This is a genomic window from Halomonas sp. SpR1, from assembly GCF_031010175.1.
In the GTDB taxonomy this organism is placed as follows: Bacteria; Pseudomonadota; Gammaproteobacteria; order Pseudomonadales; family Halomonadaceae; genus Vreelandella.
Genome location: NZ_JAUAMB010000034.1, coordinates 31,852 through 57,596 on the forward strand (window position 1 = coordinate 31,852; position 25,745 = coordinate 57,596).

Genomic DNA, 25,745 nt, shown 5'->3' on the forward strand with positions numbered 1-25,745 from the left:
CAATTTGTAATTTATTGTAGTAGCTGGCTTATTTGAGTAGCAAGTAAAAAAACTTGCGGGCCAAAAAAGAGTGCTCACTATATTGAACGCACCATAAGAGAGCATTTCTTTTTATTTTTGGTCTATTTTGGTGCGATATAGGCCTTTTAGATGACTTTTGAGACCGCGTTTAGCCTTTATGCGTCATCAAGAGGCATTCATATCCATTTTTTATTATTTATAAAACAATCAGTTGTTGTTTTTTTATGCCATATTGGTGCAGTGTTGGCATGCTCTCTGCATTGTATTTGGAAGCGGCTAGCGTGTCGTAGGCATAAGCCTTGCGGCGTGCTAAAACGATAGCCGGTCTGAAATGCTCGCTGAGCGATTTGTTAAAAATGTCAGGCAAACGTTGAGCGAACAAGAATGACAAACGTGCGGTTTAGCACGTATTTTGTCGAACAACACTTTTATCGGTAGCTTACTGTCGTTAGCTTTAAGCCACGCTCATACCGGAGGACACTATGTCAGCCAAGACTCTCGCGCTAATTGAAGAACACGATGTTAAATGGGTAGACCTGCGTTTTACCGATACTCGCGGTAAAGAGCAGCACGTGACCGTGCCTGCCCGCGATGTTGACGAAGAATTCTTCGAGAATGGCCAAATGTTCGATGGCTCTTCGATTGAAGGTTGGAAGGGCATTAACGAATCCGACATGATTCTGCGCCCGGAAGATGGTACGGGTTACCTCGACCCCTTCACCGAAGATGCGACGCTGGTGCTGCGCTGCGATATCATCGAGCCGGCCACTATGCAGGGCTACGATCGTGACCCGCGCTCTATTGCTAAGCGTGCAGAGGCTTACCTGCAGTCAACCGGCCTGGGCGACACCGCTTTCTTTGGCCCTGAGCCTGAGTTCTTTATCTTTGATGAAGTGCATTGGAAGTCTGATATTCAGGGCTCCATGTACAAAATCACCTCTGACGAAGGCGCTTGGGCAACCGATAGCGTCGTTGAAGGCGGTAACTTGGGCCACCGCCCGCGTGTTAAAGGTGGCTACTTCCCGGTTCCCCCGGTCGATAGTTTCCACGATATCCGTGGTGCCATGTGTAATACCCTGGAAGCGATTGGTCAGACCGTCGAGGTTCACCACCACGAGGTTTCCAACGCAGGTCAGAACGAAATCGGCGTTAAATTCAACACGCTGGTGAAGAAAGCTGACGAAGTTCAGGAAATGAAGTACGTGATCCACAACGTGGCTCACGCCTATGGCAAAACTGCCACCTTCATGCCGAAGCCCCTGGTAGGCGACAACGGTTCGGGCATGCACGTGCACCAGTCGTTCTGGAAAGGCGGTGAGAACCAGTTCGCCGGTGACGAGTATGCGGGCCTGTCTGAAATGGCGCTGTTCTACATCGGCGGCATCATCAAGCACGCCCGTGCCCTGAACGCCTTTACTAACGCCTCTACCAACTCGTACAAGCGCTTGGTACCTGGCTTTGAAGCCCCGGTTATGCTGGCTTACAGCGCCCGCAACCGCTCTGCTTCTATCCGCATTCCCTACACCGCTAGCCCGAAAGGCAAGCGTGTAGAAGCGCGTTTCCCTGATCCGACTGCCAACCCCTACCTGGCGTTCTCCGCCATGTTGATGGCGGGCATCGACGGTATCAAAAACAAGATCCATCCTGGCGATGCCATGGACAAAAACCTGTACGACCTGCCGCCAGAAGAAGGCAAGTCAGTACCGACGGTAGCGCACAGCCTGGATCAAGCACTGGAAGCACTCGACGCTGACCGTGCGTTCCTGACCGAAGGTGGCGTGTTCACCGACGAAATGATCGATGCCTACATTGAACTCAAGATGGAAGAAGTGGAGCGTATTCGTATGACCACGCACCCCATCGAGTTTGATATGTACTACAGCTGCTAATCAGCGTGACTCACCCCTGGCTGTTACTATCAGCCAGGCGGTGGTTGCTGTAACTGTAAGTTGGTTACTGTGGTTGTTAATAGAACCCCGCTCCGGCGGGGTTTTGTCGTTACTGAGGGCTGAAAAGCGTTGCAGAGTTGACGCCACTGCCGAGCCTTCCGCCTGCATTAAGCGCTGCACTCGCCGCCAAGCCTGACGCTAGCACGGCCCCACAGCGACCACAGGGCAAACCCATACTTCTCGATTGCTCTGCCCCAGCAAAGCGCAAGGATGGAAGACAGCATGAACGCGGTTTATGTGTAAACCCGTCATTAAAATTCCCCTCCATCGCCTGCGTGCACTAAAGTGGTGCATGAAAGAGTGCATTTGCCGCCTGGGGTGCGCTATAACGATTCGTTCTCGCCCTCTGCGATGCCCGCAAGCCGTGCAAATGGGCATAAGTGTGTAATTGGCGCGCTTTTTGCAGTTCCCTCATTGATCATCCACCTGTAGGTCGGTATCGGCGATGGAAGACGCTATTTTTCAGGACACCACCATGCATCAGCGTTTGCTTGAACATCTCACCACGGCAGTACTACTGCTGGACGGCGAGCTGCGTGTGCGCTGGATGAACCCCGCCGCTGAAGCGTTGTTAGCGGTCAGCCTTAGCCGTGTTCACGGCATCAGCCTGGACACGCTGCTCGGCGGGGATGAAAGCATTGACGATGTATTGGCCAAGGCACGGGATGCCTTTCACCCATATACCCAGCGTGAAGCGCGCATTACGCCACTGAACAGCGAGCTGCTCACGGTTGACTATACGGTGACGCCATTATCCGACGATGAGCTGTTGCTGGAAGTGGAGCCGCGGGATCGGTTGATGCAGATCTCCCGTGAAGAGGCACTCACCACCCGTCAGGAGACCATCAAGGTGCTCGCCCGCGGGCTTGCCCATGAAGTCAAAAATCCCCTCGGCGGCATCCGCGGAGCCGCCCAGCTACTAGAGCGCGATCTGGACGACCCGGCACTGCGCGAATATACCCATATCATTGTGGAAGAGGTGGACAGGCTGCGCGATCTGGTCGACTCCATGCTAGGCCCTAACCGTATTCTTAAGCACGAACCGGTCAATATTCACAAAGTGCTGGAGCGGGTGCGGGCGCTGCTGATTGCCGAACACCCTTGCGTGACGATCAGCCGCGATTACGATCCCAGCCTGCCCGACCTCTCTGGCGATGAGTCGCAAATGATTCAGGCGGTGCTCAATGTGGCCCGCAACGCGGTGCAGGCCATGAGCGATGCACAAACGCCGGAGCCTACGCTAATACTGCGCACCCGCGCCCGTCGTCAATTTACCCTGGGCGCTGAACGCCACCGGCTGGTCAGTGAAGTCGCGGTCATCGATAACGGCCCCGGCATTCCTGATACGCTGCAGGAAACGCTGTTTTACCCCATGGTGTCGGGGCGCGCGGAAGGCAGCGGTCTTGGGCTCTCTATCGCCCAGTCGATTCTGCACCAACATCAAGGGTTGATCGAATGCGACTCACGCCCTGGACATACCGAATTTCGTTTACTGATTCCCATGGTTGTTAATTTCACCGGAGAAGCGTCATGACTGAGGCTGCACGTAATGATGTTGCGCGGGTGGTCATTGTCGATGATGACCGCGCTATCCGCTGGGTACTGGAGCGCGCCTTAGCGCAACCCGACCTGGACGTTGAGTGTATTGAGCGCGCCGACGTTGCCCTTGCACGTTTGCTGGAAAACCCGCCCGACGTGCTGGTCACCGATATTCGTATGCCGGGTATCGACGGGCTTGATCTGATGGCGCGCGTGCGCGAAGCGCATCCCGACCTGCCGGTGATCGTGATGACCGCGCACTCTGACCTGGACAGCGCGGTGGCCTCTTATCAGGGCGGGGCATTTGAGTACCTGCCCAAGCCGTTTGATGTTGACGAAGCCCTGGCGCTGGTACGCCGCGCCGTGGCTCACGCTCGTGAACGCCAGCGTCCGGTCACTGTGCCGGAAGGGTTAAACGCTGAGATTATTGGCGAAGCGCCGGCGATGCAGGAGGTGTTCCGTGCCATTGGCCGCCTCTCCCACTCCCATATCACGGTGTTGATTAACGGCGAGTCGGGTACCGGTAAAGAGCGCGTTGCCCAGGCGCTTCACCAGCACAGCCCGCGGGCGGGTAAGCCGTTTATCGCCCTTAACATGGCGGCCATTCCTCGCGATTTGATCGAGTCTGAGCTGTTTGGTCACGAGAAGGGCGCTTTTACCGGGGCAGCCCAACAGCGCCAGGGGCGCTTTGAGCAGGCCAATGGCGGTACGCTGTTTTTAGATGAAATAGGCGATATGCCCTCTGAAACCCAAACCCGCTTACTGCGTGTATTGGCTGATGGGGAGTTCTATCGCGTTGGTGGGCATACGCCGGTCAAAGTGGACGTGCGTATCATCGCCGCTACCCACCAAAATCTGGAAGTGCTGGTGGACGACGGTCGCTTCCGGGAGGATTTGTTTCACCGCCTGAACGTGATCCGTATCCACCTGCCCAAGCTTGCCGAGCGGCGGGAAGATATTCCCCGCTTAACCCGGCACTTTTTAGCCGAGGCGGCGAAAGAGCTGACCACCGATATCAAGGTGCTGACCAGCGAAGCGGAAGCCCACTTAACGCGCTTGCCGTGGCCCGGCAACGTGCGCCAGTTAGAGAATATCTGCCGCTGGCTCACCGTGATGGCGTCCGGGCGTGAAATTCTGGTTGAGGATCTACCGCCGGAGCTGCGCTCACCCAGCGCTTCCGAAAGTAGTGCCCACGGCGATTGGCGCACGGCGTTTCGCGACTGGGCGGATCACGCCCTGGCTGAAGGCCATACCCATCTGCTGGAAGAGGCGGTACCCGATTTTGAGCGGATTCTGATTGAGACAGCGCTAAAACACACCGGCGGGCGTAAAGGTGAAGCCGCCGAGCTGCTGGGCTGGGGGCGCAATACGCTCACGCGTAAACTTAAAACGCTGCTGCCCGCGCTCGCTGACGAGTAAACGCTACTCGTCAGCGAGTATATATACCGCATCGGCTAGGGTGGGGTCGGGCAAGGTGCAGTCGCTCATTTGCCAGGGCAGCAGGCTAACGGTGTCGTTAACGCCCAGGGCATTGAGCTGATAGGCAACGCCTTCGTTGTAGGTAACATGGCCTAGCCCCATTAAGCCCACCGCCAGGGCGCCGCCCTGCGTGGCCTCGGCCAGGCGCTGGGCCATGGCGGTATCCCAGGTGAGCTGCGCCTGAATAAAACGCTCAAGCGCTTCAGGGTCATCACCCATGGCGTGTTGATTAAACACTTCGGTGAGACGTAAGCGATAACTGGCGCTGGCGGGCTGTGGCGGCGGGATCGCAAAGCGCTCATCCGCGAGTAAGCTGTAGTGTTGTCTACTGCCGAAACGGCTATTCTGTCGCTTCAATGCGTCTGATCTCGGCCAGTAGTGCTTCTGCTTCTTCAGTAAGGGTGGCGTTGGCACGCATATCGCCATTGCGTGAGGCCTCCATGGCGGCTTGAAGTTTGCGCTCATACGCTTGCTGCAGCTTCTTTTTGGGGTCGCGCTTAAACATACCTAACATGAGCAATCTCCTCGTTATCTACGCCACGGTGTACACCATTTGTATAGGTTTTGAGGGCGAGTGTCGAATATTTGTTTCAGCTAGGCTTGCTAAGCGTATTGAGTAGGCGCGCTGCACTGGCGTAAAAAACGCTCGAAATCCCACAAAATAGTCTCCAGGCTGGCATGCAGACGATGATCGTCGTCTACCATCCGTAGCGATAGGCGCTGCAGTCGGGCCCGCTCGATGACCGGTTCCGGAGCGACGACATCGTCCCGCCAGCCGTGAATGATATGGGTGTGGCGGGCCTGAATAGTCGGTGACGTTTCTGGGTAGTCGGCTAACCCCAGCGCAGGTGCCAGCAGAAAGCAGCCCAACACCGGCTGTTGAGCGCTAACCGTCGCGCTTAGCCAGCCCCCCAAACTTGAGCCTGCCAGCACACACTGGGCCGGGTCGTCACCGCGCTTGGCTAACACCCCCAGCAGATGCTGCAGGCGCAGCTTAGGCTCTGCTATGTCTCGATAGTCCATGACCACCGGTTCACAGTCATCCAGCTTTTCCGCAACGCCTTTCAGCGCCTGGGTTTTTAGCGCTCCTGGCCCGCTCTCAAGGCCATGGGATAGATACACCGTCATCATAACGTTTAACTCGCTGCGCGCTGGATAGCTTCGCCACCCTGCTGAAGGTCTTCACCCGCACCGCGAATGGTATTACAACCACTGACCAGCAGCAGTGTCATCATCATAACTATGCCAAGTGCGATAGTACGTTTCATAGGGGCCTCCATGAAGGCATCCGGCTAGAAGTGAGTGAGGAGATAAAAATAACGCCTGCGGTGACGATTCGCTACGCTTTTCAATGTGTTTAGTTTCAAGGAAATGTGCCGTGTTGCCCCCAAACCGGTGCCCTTATGTCGCATGTGCCAGTTCTATACATGAAAGAGGCTGTCTGAAGAGTGTTTTTAGGCACAAGGTTTGTTTTTTAAGTTATTGTTTTTGAATTATTTAATGTATTTTTGGCATGGGTTGGCGTAGCACCTGCAAGTACTGTGTAGCTACAAAGAAATGTATTAACTATTCAGTTGTTTAAAGTGACAGTTGTTTAGCGTTAAAGGTACAGATTAAGTGTCAGCAAAAACTGAGTGAGTGGGCTGACAAGCAAAAGGAAGGCAGGACGCCGAAAGACCAACAGGATGTTAAAGGGAAATTAGCCCACTCACTGGTTACAGCGCAAGGAGGCGCTGTTCATCAAACTAAGGAGTGGACTGATGCGAAACGACCATCTCATGAAAATGAGGTGGTTTTTTCGCGTGGGCGTGTTTTTTTAAGCTATTGATTTTTATAATCTTTATTGATTCAGCTATGTGCATGGCTTTTGTAGAGGCACGAGCAAACAGATTAATGCATTGTTTTGGTCTATCCTTCGATGAAATCAAAAGGCAGCGGTTAGAAAACGTCAACGTAACGACCGCGCACTATCAGGGACAAGATTATGGCGATGGCATTGATGTTATGCATGTTTGTTTTGTTCTTAGGGTTTTCAGGCGTGGGCGTCTATATGATGTTCAAGACATCGTTCACGGCCAAAGTAGATGAACGTGATGATGTGCCGCCAGATGCCTAGTTTTTTGATTTTAAATAAAAAAACTGCTACGCCCGCTAATGCGGGCGTAGCGGTTTTTGGGTAGAGCTACTGGGTGGCGTTAGCTCTTCTTCCAGCGACCCTTACCGCGTTCCGGCACCATGCGTCCGAAGTAGAGCAAGCCAAACGCAAGCCATCCCACTGTTAACAAAGCGGCAAAAATCAGGATGGCCAAGGCGCCAAATTCGGCAATCAGCGGTAAGGCGGCGGCTGTAAAAAGCCCGCCACCCACAATGGGTTCAAACATCAGCTGCTTATAACCAAAGCTCTCTAGCGCGCCAGACTCGTTTTTGGGATCTGCCATGCGCATCAGCAGTAGGCCGGTCACAGTGACCCCCATTGATTGGCCGAAATCACCCACCCCACGTTCAAACCAGTTTTCCGGTATCACTCGGGGCGCTATAACGATTAGCACGAACAGTCCCCAGGCAATCCCCGTCACAGCGAGCAGCAAGAAGGGCAGAAAGTGCTCGCCTAAGGTGGTCAGCGAAAGGGTGGCGAGCGCGGCCACGATAGTAAAGTCCAGCGCGGTGCCTGCAATACGTGACATAGTGCGGCTAGATACGTGACGCTCTAACCCAAATCGCATCACAATCAATTGCACAATTACCCCACCAATCATGGCAATAGGGAAAAGCGGCACATGGGCGAGGATTTCCAGGCCGCCGTCACGTGCCCAGGTGAATTGCTCTATCCATTGCAAGCCCGACAGGATTAACCAGCCGATCACAATGGCGATACCGACTAAACCGATATGCAGGCTGAGCGGGTCGGTGGTGCCTGACTCTTGCTCCAGGTCTTTTTTAAATTCGCTGAATTCTGCGGTAGAAGGGCGCTCGTCTTCACGCATCAATTCATCGGGATCATCCGACTGGCTGCTCTCATCGTTGAGTTTGATGATCCCGCGGTGCGCGGCAATGTTGATCAACACTGTGCCAATCAGCACCCCTGAAACGATACCTACTGTCGCCAACCCTAAAGCCAGGTCGGCGCCTTCTTCAAAGCCCAGTTCGGCGAAGGTGTCGGCCATGCCAGCGGCGGTGCCATGGCCGCCTTCAAAGCCGATTTCGATTAATGCCCCCACCATGGGGTTCATATTAAACACCGGCACCAGCACCAGCAGCGCCAGGCTCAACCCAACCACATATTGGCCCCATGCCATGGTTTGCCCAACGACAACCTGCGGCCCTGCGCGCAGCCAGATAGTCCTGAGCCCGGGGATCGTTTTACCAATAAATAACGCAGCGAAGACAACATTAATCAACAGCCCCGGTAGCGCTGCCCAACTCTCTTGAACATAGGCAGGAAACAGGCCGGGGCTATCTTCAAAAAAGGTAGGCAGGGCTTTGCCTAGCACATCAGGGCCCATCAGTAAGAGTAGCAAACCACCGATTACCGAGCTGGGTAGGAAGAGTCGTCTTAACCAGGGAAGCCATAGACGCAGGGCATTGCTTGCTAACAGAACTAACCCAATGAGAACTAGCGCTATAAATAATTCCCCAACCGTCACGGTCATCACATCACTCCTTGATGCTGGCGCACCGCTACTAACGCTAAGCAGGGGCGTTCAAAAAAGACAAGGTTGGATTAACCATAGCGCTTAGTAATCAATTACGCGAAAACAGTTATGGGAAAACAGTTATGGGAAAACAGGGGGATTACCCCATCCAATAGAGGCTAGTCAAGGCAAAAGCGTAGCCCATTGCGCCACCTGCCAGTACATCGCTTACGTAGTGCAGCCCTAAGCCCACCCGCGAGATCGCTATCAGCAGCGTTAAGGGCAATACCACCGGCAGTAGCCAGGGCGTATGGGCGGCGACTAACACGCTAAACATCACCGCGTGCATGGTGTGGCCGCTGGGGAAGCTGTAGCGATCGCGGGCTGGCTCACAGCACTCGATGCCTTCCCCATAAGTAATAAACGGCCGCTCACGGCACAAGCGGGTTTTCACCAGCCGATAAATGGTGACGGCAAACAGCGCAATCACGCTGTACTGTAAGACACGCCAGGTGCCATTGGGCTGCAGCCAGGGCTGGGCGAGAATCAGTAGCACCCAGACGGGCCAGTCGCCTAAGCGGCTGGCGGCCTGAAGCGTGATGCGCCAGGGACGGTAGCTCGATAGCCGAGATATACGCTGGCAGAATTGCCACTCCAGTAGGTCAAGACGATCGAATACGACAAGCGGACGCGGGCGCATGATGGGCCTCCTGGGCTTGGTGTAGGTAATGCAAAAACTGCTCGGCGATGCTTGTCCAGCTTTGCTCAAGTGCGCGTAAGCGCGCTACGCGACCTAAACGAGCGTAGTCAGCGGGGTGTTGGCACAGCTCCACCGCGGCCTGTTGAAAAGCGGCGCTGTCACCAGCGGGCACGGTGACACCGTTGTGGCCGCTGTTAATCAGTTCGGCGCTGGCCGCGTGCTCGTAGGCCACCACGGCCAAGCCGCTGGCCATGGCTTCTGCCACCACGTTTCCCCAGGTTTCGGAAAGCGAGGGGAAAATGAACATATCGGCGCTGGCATAGTGGCGAGCGAGCGATTCCTGCCCCACAAAGCCGGTGAAATGTGCATCGGGCAGCGCCTTTTCCAGCAGTGCCCGTGCGGGGCCATCGCCGACAATCACCTGGGCGATATCGGGCCGCACCTCACGCATGGCTTGAAAGCTTTCATGTAGCAAGGTGAGGTTTTTTTCCGCGGCTAATCGGCCCACGTAAAGCGCCACCGGCTGGTGTTCGCTAACTCCCCAGCCTTTGCGTAACGCAGGATCACGGTGGGTGGGTGAGAAGCGTTCGCCATCCAACCCACGTGACAGTACATGGACATTACGTATTCCCTGACGCTGTAGTGCTTTTGCCTGCTGGTGGGTAGGCACTAGCGTTAGATCACAGCCGTTATGGAAGTAGCGTAGATAGCGCCGTGTGGTCGAAGCCAGCCAATTGACGCCGTAATCTTCACAGTAGTGGTCAAAGTTGGTGTGCCAGCCCGCTACCAAAGGAATATTGAGCTGCCGCGCTACTTGGCGAGCCGCCCAGCCGAGAGGGCCTTGGGTGGCTACATAGATGATATCGGGACGGTACCTGCGCCAGAAGCGGCGCAGCGTAGCGGGCCTAACCAGCCCCACCTGCACATCGGTGTAACCGGGTAAGGCAAAGCGTTGCACCTGTAGCTCGCGGTTAATAGCGGTTGCGTTACCAGCGCTCCGAGGGCGTGGGCGGATCACATCAACCGGCACTCCTTGCCGGTTAAGTTCATAGCTTAACCGGCTCAGCGTATGGGCAACGCCATTGATGTCCGGTGACCATGTTTCACTAACGATGCAGAGCCGCATAAGCGATTCATCCCTTTATCACGTTTTCGTACAGTGTGGGTGGGACGAATGACACTGCCGAGTCAAACAGGTGAATAAGTGATGACAAGCTTAAATAGGGCAAAGAGATAAAGTGCTATAGCTAACTGCTTAAATAGCAGTTCAATGTTAAATTTGGATGGCAGTTTTATGTAATAGTGCATAAAAAATAAGTTCCAAAAAAATAAAACTTTAAAGTAAATGAAATATAACTCCTTTAAGGTTTGTTGCGTTGAGGCGTTATTCGTCCTTCATTGTGCCTTCGCAGAGCGCAAGCATTAACTACTTCAATGGGAACGATCATGTTTAAAAAAACGACTCTGGCATTAGCCGTTAGCGGTTTATTAGCCGCCTCCGCAGCACAAGCTGCCACTGTTTATGATCAAGACGGTACCGATCTGGAAATTTATGGTCGTATCGCTATGGGTCTTGAAGGCGGCGGCATCGACAACGGTGTTGATAACGGCGAAGAGTTCCGTAATTTCGGCTCGCGTTTACGGATTACCGCTGGCCACCAGATCTCTTCTGATCTGCGTGCGTTCGCCCGTGTAGAATGGCGCTTTACGGGTGATGAGCGTAATACATCTTCTGGTTTCGATGAAGTGCGTAATAGCTACCTGGGTCTGGAAAGCCAGCAGTTCGGTACCTTTATGGCCGGTAACTACGATAGCTTCTACGATAAAAACGTAATGGCGCCGTTCGATGTCTACGTTGAACGCGGCTACGAGTTTGCTGGTGGTGGCCTGCAGGCACGCGGCGATTCGATTGGCTATAAAACCCCTAAAATGAGTGGATTTCAGGCGGTTATTTCTGCCAAGCACTTCTCTGAACGTGGTTTAACTGAAGCCCAGCAGAGTGACGAAGGATCCGTTATCGCCACTCAGGGTGGTGTTGTCTATGAAACAGGCCCCGTTCGTTTAGCGCTTGGTTATGTGGAAGATACGGTGCGTGGTGGCGGTAACGGTGAAGTGCGTTATGGCACCACGGGCGAGTTTGCCATTACAGATGCCGTCTCTGCGCGTGTCGGTTATGAAACCCGCGGTGATGACGATGTTAACGGTGGTGGTTTCGATAAAATCGGTGTTGGTGCTACTTTCGCTATCGATTCCTGGAAATTCTTCGCTGACTACTACAACATCGATGTAGACGGCGCCAGCGATGAACGTAACGCTTGGGCACTAGGCTCCATGTACAAGCTGTCTAGCAATTTCGATATGTTTCTCGAGTTTAACGATCGCAATCTTGATGCTGTCAATGACTACGAAGAAGACGTGTACTACGCACTGGGTGCCCGTTATCACTTCTAATTCATAGCGTGATGTTAGCGGTAGTTTGCTTTAGTTGTTTGTATTAGTTCTTTAGCTTTTAGTTAGCTCGTATGTTTCGATCTTTACCGGTGTGGATAATTCCACACCGGTTTTTGGCGTTTAGTGAAGGTGATATTTCACCATGGAGACGAAAAGCCGCTGGTAGGCTATCTTTACTGCTAAGGTGTCTGAACACTGTTATGAAAGGAGTCATTTAAATGCGTTTTCACCGCTATGGCATGGCGCTAGGGACAGCGTTATTCGTCACCGTTCCCCCCGCCTTTGCTGATAACTACACCCTGACGCTGTTTCACACCAATGATCTACATGGGCGCACCGATCAGTATCCCCATTTGATCACCACGCTGAATGAGGCGCGGGAGACCTATGGCGAAGGATTATTGCTGGAAGCGGGCGATATTTTTTCCGGCACGCTCTACTTCACTGAATTTCAGGGCCAGGATGCGTTGGAATTTATGAATTTAATGGGTTACGACGCCTTCGTGCCAGGCAACCATGAGTTTGATTTGGGTGACCCAAAAGAGGGGCATCAGGCGCTCGCGGCATTTTTTGCAGGCGCTGAGTTTCCTATTCTAGGGGCTAACCTGGACTTCTCAGCGGGCCCTGAGTTTGCTGACATGCTGGGTGAGTCAATTAGCGCAGATCCGCAAGCCGGGCAGCTCTATGACGGTATTGTGGTTGAGCATAACGGTGAGCCAATCGGCATCTTTGGGCTAAGCACCCAGGACAGCGAGACGATCTCCAGCCCTGGCCACGTCACCATTAGTGACTATCGTCAGGCGGCTGAAGCCATGGTGGCAAGCTTTGAAGAGCAGGGCGTTAACAAGATTATTGCCCTTACCCACCTGGGCTACGACAGCGACCCTAGCGTAGGCAATGATCTACTGCTGGCTGAACACGTCGAAGGCATCGACATTATTATCGGCGGGCACAGCCATAGCCAAGTCTCACCGCCCAGGCTGCTAAGTGAGAGCCGCGCGGGTGAGGAACTCCCATCACCGACGGTGATTGGCCAGGCAGGTGAATATGGCCAGCACCTTGGGGTGATGCAGGTTACCTTCGACGAGGATGGCGTGGTGGTGGATGCCAGCGGGGAACTGCTCGCCGCCGACGACCGCGAAGCGGATTCTGACGCGGCTCAGCGGCTTGAAGCCTACACGGCTAAGATTGAAACACTGCGGGACACCTTGATTGGCGCCAAGGCGATCTCAGCGCTGCCCAACCCCCGCCACGGCAGCGGTGATGAACAGAGTGTGCGAGCCAATGAAACAGCGTTGGGCAACTTAATCACCGATGCCCAGCTGCATGCTGCGCAGCAGGTGGCGCCCGAGACGGTCATGGCGATCCAGAATAGCGGCGGTATTCGCGAAGCGATTGAGCGGGGCGATGTGTCCGTAGGCGATTTAATCGCCGTGCAGCCGTTTGGCAATCGGCTAACGCTGCTCGACGTTACCGGCGCCGAACTGCTGGAAACCTTTGAAATTGCCCTGGCCAATGCGCCCGATGAGAACGGCGGTTTTCTGCAGGTGTCAGCAGGCGTTGAGCTGGTGTACGACAGCGGCGAGCCACCAGGTGAGCGGGTGATCAGCCTCAAAATTGCCCGGGAAGGCGCGATGCAGGCGGTAGATCCAGAGCGTACTTATACCATTGCCACCAATAACTTCACTGCCGCTGGTGGCGACAGTCATACGGTACTCGGAGAAGCCTACGCTGATGGCCGCAACACCATCGTCGGCAATACAGATTGGGAAATGCTGCGCGACTATATGGTGGAGAGGAAAGAAGTCTTCTACCAGGTTGAAGGGCGGATCACGGATGTAGCTCAAGAGGTTGTAGCTCGAGAGGATGTAGCTCGAGAGGATGTAGCTCAAGAGAATGTAGCCCAAGAGGATGTGGCCCAGGGCGATTCGGAGTAATTTTCTGGGCCACTTATTGATGCTTACTCGTTGATGATGCTTGCAAAGCCCCCATAAATGAGGCGCTTACCATCAAATGGCATCGGGTTAGCGTCCATCTGCAGGCGAGGATCCTGCATGACTTTGGGCATGGCTTCATCGCGCACGGCGCGGGATGGCCACTCTATCCAGGAAAAAATAACCGTCTCGTCATCCTTGCGCTTAACCGCCATAGAGAAGGAGGTCACTTCTCCTTCGGGCACATCGTCGCCCCAGCACTCCACCACGCGGAGCGCTCCGTGCTCCTTGAACACAACGGCCGCGGCACGGGCGTGTTCAATAAAATCTGCTTTATTAGCGGTGGGTACGGCCGCGACAAAACCATCGACATAGGGGTAGGCGTTATTATTCATGATTGTTCTCCTATTTCTGTTTGGGGTGCTGCTTTAGGGGGGAGTTCTCGAACAGGGCGAACTTCAATGCTGCCCAGCCGGGCCGGTGGAATGCGGCTAGCCAGTTGCAGCGCCTCATTCAAGTCGTGGGCTTCAAGCAGATAAAAGCCCGCCAATTGCTCTTTGGTTTCGGCGAAAGGGCCATCCGAGATTAGCGTCTCACCATCGCGCACGCGCACGGTGGTTGCCGTCTCTGTCGGTTGTAACGGCTGCCCGGCCAGGTAGTGGCCGCTGGCGCTTAGGCGTTCTACCCCGGCGATACACTCCTGGTTCAGGTCGTGCCACGCCTGTTCGCTCATGGCGTTGATAATCTGTTCCTGGTAATACACCAGCGCTACGTACTTCATGGTTCGTCTCCTTCAGTGGCCAAGGGGCAGTTGTCTGACGCAACGTTAACCATCCAGTGAATGCCAAAGCGGTCGGTTGCCATGCCGAACCCTGGTGACCAGAAGGTCGCTTCGAACGGCATGGTGATCTTTCCACCCTCTGCCAGTTGGGCAAAGGTGCGTGAGGCCTGCTCGATATCCTGATACTCCAACTGAACCTCTACCCCTTGCGGTGGTGTATAGCAGTCAGCCGCCATATCGGCGCCCATTAAGCGGCGGCCACGTAGGTTCAACGAAGCGTGGATGATGCGGTCATGGAGTTCCGGTGGTGAATGCTCAGCGGCGGGCGTTTCAGCATAGGTCAACAGGCACTCCAACTGGCCGCCGGTAACATCGGCATAGAACTGCATGGCTTCCCGGCAGGTGCCGGGAAAGGCAACGTGCACGTTCATGGCATCGGGTACACGCGCCTGGGTGCGGTGCTGCTCAAGTCCGGCGCCGGGCTCGAAATCTTCCAGCGAAAAGTAGCGCCGTAGCTCAAGGGTCACGTTGCCATCGGCATCCTGGATGGGCCATTGTTGGGCCCACTCGATGGCCGCCTGCAGGGAAGGGGCTTCGAGCACGCTATAACCGGCAATACGCTCACTGGCTGGCAATAACGGCCCGGGGATGATGGTGGGTTCACCGTTTTCGAAACGGATCAGACACCCGTCGCTGGTCGGATGTAAGCCATCGCCGCTCAAAAACACGCCTGCCTCGGTCATGCGCTGGTTATAAGCAGCCATGGCGGCAAGCATTTCCTGGGATGGCATAGCGCCATTCTCGGTGCTGGCATCAGCACGGCGTATCAGCATGAATTTCATTGAGAGCCTCCTGGTTGGTCAGGGTAGTGACTCTCTTTAGTCGTTTGGCAGCGTCTTGAATCGACATAGCCTAAACATTTTTTTATGAAGAATGTTCTAGCTTAATCTGTTCTAGCTCAACCAGCCGCCTGCGCAAAAAACGCTTTTCTGGATCCAGGGTGGCCAATTGCAGCGCTTGGTGATAAGCACTGCGCGCGGCTTCATGCTGGCCTTGGCGACGCAACAAATCCGCTTTTGCGGCATAAAATAGATGATAGCGGGATAGTTGTGGGTGATGGGCGATGTCGTCGAGTAACTTCAGGGCGGTATCGGGCGCACCATTCATGGCAATGGCGACCGCACGGTTTAGCGCCAGGATCGGCGATGGAAAACGTCGGCAGAGAGCATCGTAGAGCCTGACGATACGCCCCCAATCGGTCTGCTCTGCTCGGCTGGCCTGGGCATGTACGGCGGCAATCGACGCCTGAAGGGTGTAGTACCCGGCGGGAGTGAGTGCCAGCGCTTTTTCCAACCACGCTATACCTGTTTGGATATCTTCCTGGCGCCATAGGCGCCTGTCCTGCTCATCCAGGGTGACCAGCTCCCCGTCGCTATCCTGGCGCGCATTCCGGCGGGCATCATTAAGCAGCATCAAGGCCATTAGTCCAAATACTTCCCCCAGGGGCAGTAGTCGTGCCAGCTCATTGCCCAGCCGCATGGCCTCTTGGGTTAGGCTGATATCGACTACGCTGACGCCCGTGCTGCGTGAGTAGCCTTCATTGAAGACCAGATAGATGACTTGAAGTACATCGGGCAGGCGTTCGGGGAGTTCGTCCTGGGGTGGTACGGCATAAGGAATATGCGCATCGCGAATTTTGCGTTTGGCGCGCACGATCCGCTGTGCCAGCGTGGTAGGTTTCAACAGCAGGGCGCTGGCTACCTGCTCAGTGGTCAAGCCGCACATCTCGCGAAGCGTCAGAGCTATCCGCGCTTCCATACTCAAGCTTGGGTGACAGCAGGTGAACAGCAGCCGCAAGGCGTCGTCTTCGATGGTGGTGGGCTCAAGATCCAGCGTCTCTTCTGTAGTTAGCAGCTCTGTGGGGAACAGTAAGTGAGCTCGACGGCGTGCCGTACTGCGCCGACGAATCTGGTCGATTCCGCAGTGGTAGCCGGTGCGAATTAGCCATGCCGTGGGGTTGTCAGGACGGCCGTTAACCGGCCACTGCTGAACAGCGGCCACAAAGGCATCCTGCATGGCTTCTTCGGCAAGCTCAAAATCGCCCAGCAGCCGGATCAACGTCGCCTGCACGCGCCGGGAGTGATCGCGATACAGGCCATCCACGTATAAAGGTTCAGTACTCATCGATCCGTACGCTACTTGGATAACAGGGTAGGTGAGCAGCAGGCACGCGTGCTGCTCGTTATCTCAAACGTAGCGCATGGTGGCTCCGTTGACTTGTTTTTTATTGTCATGCTTTTTGGGAGTTGGCTTTCAATCCCCTGTGCGTTGCCCCGTGGCGCTGTTGAACGGGTGCAGCGCATCGCGGGGCACGTAGAAGCGCAGGGTTTCGCCTTCGGCGACCGGCGGTTGCCCCGAGACGCGGATCACCGTGGGCTGGTCGCTACCGGCGAGGTTCACATACAGGTGGCTTTCGGCCCCGGCGGCTTCAAACAGCGCAAGCGTAGAGTCGACAGTTAAGTGGGGCGCTGTAGGCGGCGTTAAGTGCATATCATCCGGGCGAATGCCGACGGTATCGGTGCCTTCGGGCAGGTTATCCAGCAGGCCGTTAGCGCCTGGTGTTTTCAGGTAATCCACGGGCAGCATATTCATAGCGGGGGAGCCGATAAACCCGGCCACAAACATGGTCGCGGGGCGGGCGTAGATCTCCATCGGCGTGCCCACCTGCTCGATCTGCCCGGCGTTGAGCACCACCAAGCGATCGCCTAGGGTCATGGCTTCCAACTGGTCGTGGGTCACATACAGGCTAGTAGTTTTCAAACGCCGCTGTAGCTGCTTGATCTCGACGCGCATCTGCACGCGCAGCTTGGCATCCAGATTGGAGAGCGGTTCGTCGAATAAGAACGCCGCCGGGTCGCGCACCAACGCACGGCCCATGGCGACGCGCTGGCGCTGGCCGCCGGAGAGCTTGCGCGGCTTGCGCTCTAGAAACTCTTCGATCTCCAACATTTTGGCGGCGACTTGAACGCGCTGATCAATCTCATCTTTTTTGAAACCGCGGTTTTTCAGGCCATAGGCGAGGTTGTTGTACACCGTCATATGCGGATAGAGCGCATAGTTCTGGAACACCATGGCGATATCGCGCTCGGCGGGTTCGAGCTTGTTCACCACCCGTTCGCCGATTTTGAGCGTGCCTTCAGTAATCGTTTCAAGCCCGGCCACCATGCGCAGCAGGGTGGATTTGCCGCAGCCGGAAGGCCCGACCAGCACTACAAACTCGCCATCTTCAATCTGTAAGTCGATGCCTTTGACGGCGTGAACATCGCCGCTATAGGTTTTCTTTAGCCCTTCCAAGGTAATGCTGGCCATGCTATTTCTCCGTCTCGGTCAGGCCTTTCACAAATAGGCGTTGCATAAACAGAATCACTAATACCGGCGGCAGCGCTGCCATGACTACTGCCGCCATGACGAGTTGCCACTGGGGATTCTCTTCCGATGTCATACGCTGGATACCCATCACGATGGTGTAATAGTCAGGGTCGGTGGTGATAATGAGCGGCCAGAGGTACTGGTTCCAGCCGTAGATAAACATGATCACAAACAGCGCAGCGATATTGGTCACCGACAGCGGCATCAAGATGTCTTTAAAAAACTTCAGCGGCCCGGCGCCATCGACGCGGGCGGCTTCGAGCATCTCTTCGGGAATGGTCATAAAGAACTGGCGGAACAGAAACGTCGCGGTGGCCGAGGCAATCAGCGGGATCGACAACCCGGCAAAGCTATTGAGCATATTGAGATCCGCAACGACCTGAAACGTCGGAATAATGCGCACTTCCACCGGCAGCATCAACGTGACGAAGATGATCCAGAAAAAGAACATCCGAAAGCGGAAACGGAAGTAGACGATGGCAAAGGCGGAAAGCAGCGAAATAGATAGCTTACCCACGGTGATCGCCATGGCCATGATAAAACTGTTCCAAAGCATCAGGGCGGCAGGTGGTGCTCCGGCATTAGAGACGCCGGACTGCCACATACGCGTGTAGTTTTCGATCCCGTGGCCGCCGGGCAGCAATGGCAGCGTGCCCTGCAGTAAACCCGACAGGGAGTGGGTCGAGGCAACAATAGCGACATACACCGGAAAAACCACCAGCGCGACGCCAGAGATCAAAACAATATGGGCTATCAGGTTAGCCCAAGGGCGGTTTTCAACCATTAACGTTCTCCCAAAGGCCAGGGCCCGTTTTTACCCGCGGCGGCGGTTAGTCGTCGTTCATTTGGAATCACCAAACCTCTCTCCTCCTGCCTTGCCGCGAATAAAAACGGGCTCCAGCGCGGCCGTGAGTGAAACCTCAACAGGCCCTAGTAGTTGACTCGGCGCTCAATAAAGCGGAACTGGATCATCGTTAATGCCACCACAATCACCATCAGAATCACCGATTGAGCCGCGGACGAGCCAAGGTTTAGCCCGACAAAGCCGTCGGCATATACTTTGTAAACCAGTATGTTAGTGGCCTGAGCGGGGCCGCCCGCGGTGGTGGCGTGAATAATCGCGAAGGTATCGAACATGGCGTACACCACGTTAACCACCAGCAAGAAGAAGGTGGTCGGCGTGAGCAGCGGGAAAATAATCGTCCAGAAGCGCTTAGTCGGGCTGGCGCCGTCAATGGAGGCGGCTTCAATCAGCGATTGCGGGATGGACTGTAAGCCTGCCAGGAAAAACAGGAAGTTATAGGAGATCTGCTTCCAGGCGGCGGCAAAAATCACCAACAGCATGGCATCATTTCCCGAGTTACGGTGGTTCCACCGGTAACCCACCATCTCCAGCATGTAGGGCACAATGCCGATGGAAGGGTTGAAGATAAACCACCACAAAACGCCTGCCAGCGCAGGCGCAATGGCGTAGGGCCAAACCAGTAGGGTGGTGTAGGTACTGCGTGAGCGAATCATCCGGTTGACGGTGCTGGCCAATAAAAGCGCCACCGTCATTGCCAGCAGTGTGGTACCGATCGCGAATACCGCCGTCACCGACAGGGAATTAACATAGCTGCCGTCGCGAAATAGGCGAACAAAGTTCTCGAAGCCTACAAAAGTCGTTTTAAGGCCAAAGGCATCTTCGCGCAACAGCGACTGATACAGAGCCTGGCCCGCAGGCCAGATAAAGAAAATCAGCGTCACAATCACCTGGGGCGCCAACAGCGCGTAGGGCAAAAAGCGACCAGGGTAGGTCATGCGTTTAGTTTGCATGGGCAGCTCGCATCCAAACAAAATCGCCGCCTACCCAGCAGGGTAAGCGGCGAAGTGAGTGCTTATTTACTGGTTGGCAGCTTCAAAGTCACGGAGCAGATCATTGCTGCGTGCTACTGCGTCGTCCGCCGCTTCCTGGCCGGATTTATCGCCGGTCATCACCGCTTCCATTTCTTCAGAGATGATGTCGCGAATCTGGACAAAGTTACCAAAGCGTAGGCCCTTAGAGTTTTCGGTTGGCTCGTTAAGCGTCATCTGCTTCAACGAGATATCCGCACCGGGGTTCTCTTCGTAGTAGCCCTGCTCTTTGCTCAAATCCCAAGCGGCTTGAGTGATGGGCAAGTAGCCGGTTTGCTGATGCCACTGCGCCTGTACTTCGGGCTGGGAGAGGTACTCAAAGAAGGCGGCAACGGCTTCATACTCATCGTCGCTATGGCCTTGCAATGCCCACAGGGTGGCGCCGCCGATAATCGAGTTTTGTGGTGCGCCTTCTACGTCGTCGTAGTAGGGCTGCATGCCAAAGCCGACTTCAAATTCTGAATTGGCGGCGACGTCCGCACGTGAAGCAGAAGAGCCGAAGAAAATCGCGCAGTCCTGGGAGTAGAACAGCGGCTCTGAGTCGGGGCCAGAACCGGGGCCACCCCATTTAAAGACACCTTCTTCCTGCCAGTCGTGAAGGTTGTCCCAATGGCGAGCGACCAGCTCATTGTTGAAGGTCAGCTCGGTTTCCATGCCGCCAAAACCGTTTTCCAGCGTACCTAACGGCTCGTTATGCCAAGCGGAGAAGTTTTCCAGCATTACCCAGCTAGGCCAGGAGGTGGTAAAGCCACAGCTGGCTGCCCCAGAGTCGACGATTTGGCGCGAAAAATCGGCCACTTCTTCCCAGGTTTGTGGGGGCTGCTCGGGATCCAGGCCTGCTTCCTCAAACATGTCCCGGTTGTAGTACATAATCGGCGTGGAGGAGTTGAACGGGAACGACAGCATATTGCCGTTGGTGTCGGTGTAGTAACCGACAACGGCGGGCAGGAAGGCATCGTTATCGAAAGCGCGGCCGTGCTCTTCCATCAGCTCGTACACCGGGTAGATGGCGCCTTTGGCGTTCATCATGGTGCCCGTGCCGACCTCAAATACCTGCAGGATATGCGGCTGCTCATTGGCACGGAAGGCGGCGATCGCGCCCGTCATCGTTTCGGTATAGGTGCCGCGGTAGCTGGAGGTAACGTGGTAATCATCCTGAGACTCGTTAAAGTCCTGGGTCATTTTTTCGAGAATTTCGCCCAGCTGGCCGCCCATGGCGTGCCACCAGTTAATCTCTGTTGCCGCCTGAGCAGACAGGCTGAGGCTGGCCGTCGCCACCCCTACGGCAAGCGCGTGCAGTGTAAAACGAGACATAACGACTCCTTGTGGGCCTGAACTTAATCAGGCGTGCAATGCGTTTGTTAAGATTTTTTGGATGCACTGAACAGTAAGAAGTGTAGATGACGTTTTAGTGAATGCACGATGAACCTGCCGTGACAGTCAACATTACGCTGCCAGCAGGTCTGCTGAGTAGGAAAAGACAGAGGGCGGTGATAGGGTGATATAAGGTAGGGTGATACAAAGAATCCAACTAACGAGAATAGCATGACTGACGTGACCACTTTGCTGACGAAACTGGTGTCATTCGATACCACTTCCAGCGAATCCAATTTGGCGCTGATTGAGTATGTGGAAGGCTATTTGGCCGAGTATGGCGTTAGCGCCGAGCGGGTGATGAGCCCCTGCGGTACCAAAGCCAACCTGATCGCAAGAATTGGCCCAGCGGCGCCGGGCGGTGTGATGCTTTCCGGGCATACCGATGTGGTGCCGGTGGCGGGGCAGCCGTGGTCGAGCGATCCGTTCACTCTGCGCGATGGCGGTGATGGGCGCCTGTATGGGCGCGGCACCTGCGATATGAAAGGCTTTATCGCCTGCGTATTGTCGATGGTGCCCACTTGGACGAAAGCGCCGTTGCAGCAGCCGATTTATCTGGGGTTCTCTTATGACGAAGAGATCGGCTGCGTGGGTGCGCCAAGCCTCATTAAGCGCTTCTACGAGCACTACTCCACTACGGCTCACGTTATTGTCGGCGAGCCGACCAGCATGCAGCCAGTAGTGGCGCAAAAAGGGGCGACCAACTTGCGCACCACGGTGGTAGGCCGAGAGGCGCACAGCAGCCAGGTCAACCAGGGCACTTCGGCCATTCATGTGGCCGCGCGCTTGGTCACCTTTATTGAAGACACCATGGCGGCGTTGGTGGAAGAAGGTCGTGTCGATGAGGCCTTTAACGTGCCTCACACCAGCCTGCACGTTGGTAAAATCAAAGGCGGTACGGCGATCAATATTATGGCCAGGGAGTGCCAGTTCGAGTGGGAGATCCGCCATCTGCCGACCGATACTTTTGATGAGATTTACGCGCGGTTTGAGGCCTATTGCGCCCAGCTAAGCGCTGAGCTACAGGCCAAAGGCAAGCAGGTGGAAATCACCACCGAGCCGCTTAATGTAACGGTACCGGGACTGGCCGACCGTGATAATGACCATGTGCTTCGCCTGGCTAAAGATCACTTGCCCACCCCCTGCTGCAACCACGCGGTGGCTTACGCTACGGAGGCGGGGCAGTTCCAGGGCCAAGGCCTGCAAACCATCATTCTCGGCCCTGGCAGCATTGCCCAGGCGCACCAGCCCGATGAGTATATCGATATTGAACAGCTTGAAGCGTGCGAGGCGTTTCTAGCTAAGATGGGTAGTGCACTGGATAAGCCATGGCACTAACCAGCCATGGCTTATTGTTGGGTTGTCTACAACACCTAAATGGCATGCTGAGATTTCTGTCTTTTCCAGCGCACAATTAGTGGTGATACCAATGCCAACAGGATCAAACCCATAATGAGCAGTGAGAATGGCCGGTCAAAATAGTATCCCAGCATATTGCCTTTGGACATGACCAGTGACTGGCGGAACCCAATCTCAGCCATAGCACCGAGTATCATGGCAAGCACGATGGCGGCTGTCGGAAAGTCGGTCTTTCTCATCAGGTAGCCCAGCAGTCCAAACGCCGCCATGACGTAAACATCAAACATACTATTGTTGATGGTGAAGGAACCGACCACTGATAGAACCACAATGATCGGTGCGAGAATGGCAAAAGGAACGGTAGCCACTTTTACAACCTGCTTTGCCAACGCCAAGCCCACGACGCCCATCAATATATTAGCCAAAAGCAGTCCTACGATAATGGCATAGACAATATGGGCGTTGGCGGTGAATAGTTCGTGTCCAGGCTGCAAACCATGAATATACAGGCCTCCTAGCATAACTGCCGTTGCGGCACTGCCGGGAATCCCCAGTGTCAGCAGTGGAATCATGGCACCACCCGTCACGGCATTATTAGCTGTTTCGGCTGCAGCCAGTCCTTCAATGTCGCCTTTGCCAAAGCTAACGGGATTTTTGGCGTTACGTTTGGCCTCATTGTAGGCCACCCACGATGCGACATCGCCCCCTGCCCCTGGTAATGCTCCCACCACCACACCGATGATCGAGGAGCGAGAAATAGTGCGTCGAAGTTTTCGCCACTCTTCTCGGCTGGGAAAGAGATTGCCACTCAACGTTGGTGTTTGAGAGGTAAGGTTGTTGGCTCCATGGAGCTTTTCTGCCTGAATCATGACCTGAGAAATAGAAAAGAGGCCAATCATAGCGGGAATCAGAGAGATGCCACTCTCTAGCTCTGCAACACCAAAGGTGAAGCGCGGATAGGCTGTCATGACATCAACGCCGACCAAGCTGATTAGCAGACCCAACAGCCCAGCCGAGAGCCCTTTGGCCATTGCTCCACTGGACAGGCTGCCAATAATGGTTAGGCCAAATATTGCAATGAGGAAGTATTCGGGGGCGCTAAAGCGTAATGAGATTTGTGCTAAAGGAGGCGCGAGCAGTAGCAATGCCACCACGCTCACTAAGCCGCCAATCACTGAACAGAGCGTGGATGTTCCCAGCGCTTTAAGCCCTTCGCCACGCAGCGTCATCTGATAACCATCGATTGCAGTCGCTGCCGATGCGGGTGTGCCTGGTGTATGAATTAAGATAGCCGTAATGGAGCCCCCATACACAGCAGAAGCATAGATGGCGGCAAGCAATACCAGCGCCGCCACAGGCTGCATACCAAACGTCACCGGAATCAATAATGCAATGCCCATGGTGGCGCTTAACCCTGGTAAAGCGCCAAGAAAAATTCCTCCCAGTACACCAACGACTAGCATGAGCAGCACATCAGGAGAAGCAAGCTGGGCCAGCACTGACAATAGCAGGGTCGTATCAATAGCCATGATGACTCTCCTTTATATAAATAGCCCGGTAGGAAGCGATATGCGTAGCTGCCAAACAAAAAGTAAATAGACAAAGGTGTTCATAAGGATGACCACCAAAAGCGCTTGAATATAAGACTTCACGCCAAAATAAAACATGAAAAAAATGGCGGCGAGAGAGCTGGCAGTAAAAAATCCAAGAAGGTTGATTAATGCTAAATAAACGCAAAGAGCGATAAAAGTAACGGCTGGGCCGCGGGCATGTTTAAAAATAGGTATATTTTTTAATCTCTCCTTTTTGGCTGACAGTGTCTTAGATACACCTGTCCAAATAATCAACAGCGAAAAAAGAGCTAAAATAGAAAGTATAAGTTTGGGGAATACTGCGGGATCAGCAGGTATCTGCGCGGAGAGACTATAAAATACTATCGAGAAAAGCAGTATCGCTAACCCGATAACTACATCTATATGTAGTGTTTTCATAAATCACCTATTTATTATTGTATAAAGTAGCTGAAACATGATGTTGGCCGTGATGATTGGCAGCATCACGACCAGTGGGGTTTACCAGCCAAGCAAGCCTTCAAGGGAGCGAACGCCCTCTTCTTCCTCTTCTAGCATTTCTCGATAGGCATCACCTGTACGGATATCAACCATCAGGCCCATTTCTTCCATTTTGGCTAAATGCTCTGGATCCTGCATACCCTTAACGAACGCTGCCTGTAACTGTTCTAGTTGTGCTGGGTCAGTCCCCTTAGGCGCCGCTATGCCACGCGCCGACCAAGAAATCACGCCTGAATAACCCAACTCATCCAGGGTGGGAACGTCTGGAATAAACGCCGAACGTTCTGGTGCCATTATCGCAATGATGTTTAGGTCACCGCTACGATGCGCCATGTTGGTATCACCTACATTTGAGAAGTTGACATCCACGTGCCCACCCTGCATGGCTGCGCGCTGTTCCGCCGTACCTGTGGTATGTACGGGTACAAACTGTGTGTCGTAATGATGGTTCATCTTCAGCATGGCAATATGATCATCACCATTTGCCCCGGTGGTTGACGCTGTCAACATGTTTGACTGAGCATAGTTAACCAGCTCTTCTATATTGCTATAGCGAGTCTCATCTTTATTGATCGAGATAACGCCGTAGTCTGTAACGTGGTTGGCAATGAGTTCAAAGTTATCAAGATCAACGTTTCGGCTATATTGAGGATCCAGATACCCAGTAATTAAGTTAGGTGTATTAATGTACCCCAGGGTATATCCGTCATTAGACGAGTTGAGTAGTTGTGTCCAGCCTACCCAGCCACCGCCGCCCGGCCGATTGAGAATGTTGAGTGGTACGCCGAGTTCACGCTCTACTGCCGGAAACAGTATCCGCGCACCAACATCCGTATTGCCACCAGCGCCAAAGGCAATAAGGGTGGAAATGGGTCTTTCTGGATAACTATCCCCAGCGGCAGAGGATGCGAACATTATGGGGAGTGAAAGGCAGGAGAGAATGCTAATTGCTGTTATAGTTTTCATTTTTAACCTCTTTAGTGTTATCTGTCGTGCTGGTTTGTAGCCTGAATTCAAACATTAAGCGCAGCACCTGCGGTTTTCAGCGCCCCTGAATACTCTCCCAGGAACACTTGTGCCGGTGTCCGATACCCCAAGCGTTTTCTGGGGCGGTTGTTCAACTTGGCAACGA

General features: G+C 54.4%; 25 protein-coding genes. 7 read left to right on the forward strand and 18 right to left on the reverse strand.

Annotated elements, in window-relative coordinates:
* Positions 1-503 precede the first annotated feature (503 nt).
* The 3 genes from glnA (at position 504) to ntrC (ending at position 4,928) form a co-directional block, all read left to right on the forward strand.
* Positions 504-1,910 carry a glutamate--ammonia ligase gene (gene glnA, locus QT231_RS19250; RefSeq protein ID WP_035582759.1) on the forward strand — a complete coding sequence of 469 codons (1,407 nt, stop codon included), beginning with the start codon at positions 504-506 and terminating at the stop codon, positions 1,908-1,910.
* Between the two features lie 535 nt (positions 1,911-2,445).
* Positions 2,446-3,504, forward strand: a complete 1,059-nt coding sequence (glnL, locus tag QT231_RS19255) for a nitrogen regulation protein NR(II) (protein WP_308338465.1) — start codon at positions 2,446-2,448, stop codon at positions 3,502-3,504.
* On the forward strand, positions 3,501-4,928 hold the full coding sequence (gene ntrC / locus QT231_RS19260) for a nitrogen regulation protein NR(I) (protein ID WP_308338443.1): 1,428 nt from the start codon (positions 3,501-3,503) through the stop codon (positions 4,926-4,928). Before glnL ends, ntrC begins: the two co-directional genes overlap by 4 nt.
* Before the next feature lie 3 nt (positions 4,929-4,931).
* On the opposite strand, the gene QT231_RS19265 is transcribed toward ntrC, so the two are convergent.
* From QT231_RS19265 to QT231_RS19280, 4 genes are all read right to left on the reverse strand, one after another.
* Complete coding sequence (locus tag QT231_RS19265) at positions 4,932-5,345, reverse strand: ChaN family lipoprotein (RefSeq protein WP_308338444.1); 414 nt, start codon at positions 5,343-5,345, stop codon at positions 4,932-4,934.
* Positions 5,329-5,502 carry a DUF6435 family protein gene (locus QT231_RS19270; RefSeq protein ID WP_308338445.1) on the reverse strand — a complete coding sequence of 58 codons (174 nt, stop codon included), beginning with the start codon at positions 5,500-5,502 and terminating at the stop codon, positions 5,329-5,331. The genes QT231_RS19265 and QT231_RS19270 overlap by 17 nt, the downstream gene beginning before the upstream one ends.
* 89 nt (positions 5,503-5,591) lie before the next feature.
* Positions 5,592-6,119, reverse strand: a complete 528-nt coding sequence (locus QT231_RS19275) for a YqiA/YcfP family alpha/beta fold hydrolase (RefSeq protein ID WP_308338446.1) — start codon at positions 6,117-6,119, stop codon at positions 5,592-5,594.
* Between the two features lie 5 nt (positions 6,120-6,124).
* Complete coding sequence (locus QT231_RS19280) at positions 6,125-6,256, reverse strand: entericidin A/B family lipoprotein (RefSeq protein WP_308338447.1); 132 nt, start codon at positions 6,254-6,256, stop codon at positions 6,125-6,127.
* Between the two features lie 716 nt (positions 6,257-6,972).
* Here QT231_RS19280 and QT231_RS19285 point away from each other — a divergent pair.
* Entirely contained in the window at positions 6,973-7,104 is a 132-nt protein-coding gene (locus tag QT231_RS19285; protein ID WP_308338448.1) for a hypothetical protein, read from the forward strand.
* Positions 7,105-7,183: 79 nt separating this feature from the next.
* Here QT231_RS19285 and QT231_RS19290 read toward each other — a convergent pair whose 3' ends face one another.
* The 3 genes from QT231_RS19290 to QT231_RS19300 all read right to left on the reverse strand — a co-directional run bounded on the left by QT231_RS19290 (position 7,184) and on the right by QT231_RS19300 (position 10,446).
* Positions 7,184-8,638, reverse strand: coding sequence for a sodium/glutamate symporter (locus QT231_RS19290; RefSeq protein ID WP_308338449.1), 1,455 nt, complete (start codon positions 8,636-8,638; stop codon positions 7,184-7,186).
* A 142-nt stretch (positions 8,639-8,780) separates the two neighbouring features.
* Positions 8,781-9,320 (reverse strand): phosphatase PAP2 family protein, encoded by a 540-nt coding sequence (locus tag QT231_RS19295; protein ID WP_308338450.1) that lies wholly within the window; start codon positions 9,318-9,320, stop codon positions 8,781-8,783.
* On the reverse strand, positions 9,283-10,446 hold the full coding sequence (locus QT231_RS19300; protein ID WP_308338451.1) for a glycosyltransferase family 1 protein: 1,164 nt from the start codon (positions 10,444-10,446) through the stop codon (positions 9,283-9,285). Before QT231_RS19300 ends, QT231_RS19295 begins: the two co-directional genes overlap by 38 nt.
* 320 nt (positions 10,447-10,766) lie before the next feature.
* On the opposite strand from QT231_RS19300, the gene QT231_RS19305 reads away from it, so the two are divergent.
* Positions 10,767-11,771, forward strand: coding sequence for a porin (locus QT231_RS19305; protein WP_308338452.1), 1,005 nt, complete (start codon positions 10,767-10,769; stop codon positions 11,769-11,771).
* A 218-nt stretch (positions 11,772-11,989) separates the two neighbouring features.
* Positions 11,990-13,708: a 5'-nucleotidase C-terminal domain-containing protein gene (locus tag QT231_RS19310; protein ID WP_308338453.1), complete on the forward strand. Its 1,719-nt coding sequence runs from the start codon at positions 11,990-11,992 to the stop codon at positions 13,706-13,708.
* 23 nt (positions 13,709-13,731) lie between these two features.
* Here the strand turns inward: QT231_RS19310 and QT231_RS19315 are convergent, their stop codons facing one another.
* The 8 genes from QT231_RS19315 to ugpB all read right to left on the reverse strand — a co-directional run bounded on the left by QT231_RS19315 (position 13,732) and on the right by ugpB (position 21,122).
* Entirely contained in the window at positions 13,732-14,100 is a 369-nt protein-coding gene (locus QT231_RS19315; protein WP_308338454.1) for a DUF1428 domain-containing protein, read from the reverse strand.
* Complete coding sequence (locus QT231_RS19320; RefSeq protein WP_308321975.1) at positions 14,097-14,486, reverse strand: YciI family protein; 390 nt, start codon at positions 14,484-14,486, stop codon at positions 14,097-14,099. The genes QT231_RS19315 and QT231_RS19320 overlap by 4 nt, the downstream gene beginning before the upstream one ends.
* Positions 14,483-15,328 (reverse strand): YciI family protein, encoded by an 846-nt coding sequence (locus QT231_RS19325; RefSeq protein WP_308338455.1) that lies wholly within the window; start codon positions 15,326-15,328, stop codon positions 14,483-14,485. Before QT231_RS19325 ends, QT231_RS19320 begins: the two co-directional genes overlap by 4 nt.
* Before the next feature lie 82 nt (positions 15,329-15,410).
* Positions 15,411-16,670 (reverse strand): RNA polymerase sigma factor, encoded by a 1,260-nt coding sequence (locus tag QT231_RS19330; RefSeq protein WP_308338456.1) that lies wholly within the window; start codon positions 16,668-16,670, stop codon positions 15,411-15,413.
* Positions 16,671-16,799: 129 nt separating this feature from the next.
* A complete protein-coding gene (locus tag QT231_RS19335; RefSeq protein WP_308338457.1) occupies positions 16,800-17,855 on the reverse strand; it encodes a sn-glycerol-3-phosphate import ATP-binding protein UgpC in 1,056 nt (351 codons plus the stop codon).
* 1 nt (position 17,856) lies between these two features.
* Positions 17,857-18,699, reverse strand: a complete 843-nt coding sequence (ugpE, locus tag QT231_RS19340) for a sn-glycerol-3-phosphate ABC transporter permease UgpE (RefSeq protein WP_308338458.1) — start codon at positions 18,697-18,699, stop codon at positions 17,857-17,859.
* Between the two features lie 146 nt (positions 18,700-18,845).
* Positions 18,846-19,730 (reverse strand): sn-glycerol-3-phosphate ABC transporter permease UgpA, encoded by an 885-nt coding sequence (ugpA, locus tag QT231_RS19345; RefSeq protein WP_308338459.1) that lies wholly within the window; start codon positions 19,728-19,730, stop codon positions 18,846-18,848.
* 66 nt (positions 19,731-19,796) lie between these two features.
* A complete protein-coding gene (gene ugpB, locus QT231_RS19350; RefSeq protein WP_308338460.1) occupies positions 19,797-21,122 on the reverse strand; it encodes a sn-glycerol-3-phosphate ABC transporter substrate-binding protein UgpB in 1,326 nt (441 codons plus the stop codon).
* Positions 21,123-21,353: 231 nt separating this feature from the next.
* Here ugpB and argE point away from each other — a divergent pair, with 231 nt between their 5' ends.
* Complete coding sequence (gene argE / locus QT231_RS19355) at positions 21,354-22,520, forward strand: acetylornithine deacetylase (protein ID WP_308338461.1); 1,167 nt, start codon at positions 21,354-21,356, stop codon at positions 22,518-22,520.
* A 35-nt stretch (positions 22,521-22,555) separates the two neighbouring features.
* Here argE and QT231_RS19360 read toward each other — a convergent pair whose 3' ends face one another.
* From QT231_RS19360 to QT231_RS19370, 3 genes are all read right to left on the reverse strand, one after another.
* Positions 22,556-24,070: a tripartite tricarboxylate transporter permease gene (locus tag QT231_RS19360; RefSeq protein ID WP_308338462.1), complete on the reverse strand. Its 1,515-nt coding sequence runs from the start codon at positions 24,068-24,070 to the stop codon at positions 22,556-22,558.
* A gap of 12 nt (positions 24,071-24,082) precedes the next feature.
* Positions 24,083-24,532: a tripartite tricarboxylate transporter TctB family protein gene (locus tag QT231_RS19365; protein WP_308338463.1), complete on the reverse strand. Its 450-nt coding sequence runs from the start codon at positions 24,530-24,532 to the stop codon at positions 24,083-24,085.
* A gap of 81 nt (positions 24,533-24,613) precedes the next feature.
* Entirely contained in the window at positions 24,614-25,579 is a 966-nt protein-coding gene (locus tag QT231_RS19370) for a tripartite tricarboxylate transporter substrate binding protein (RefSeq protein WP_308338464.1), read from the reverse strand.
* Positions 25,580-25,745: the final 166 nt, after the last annotated feature.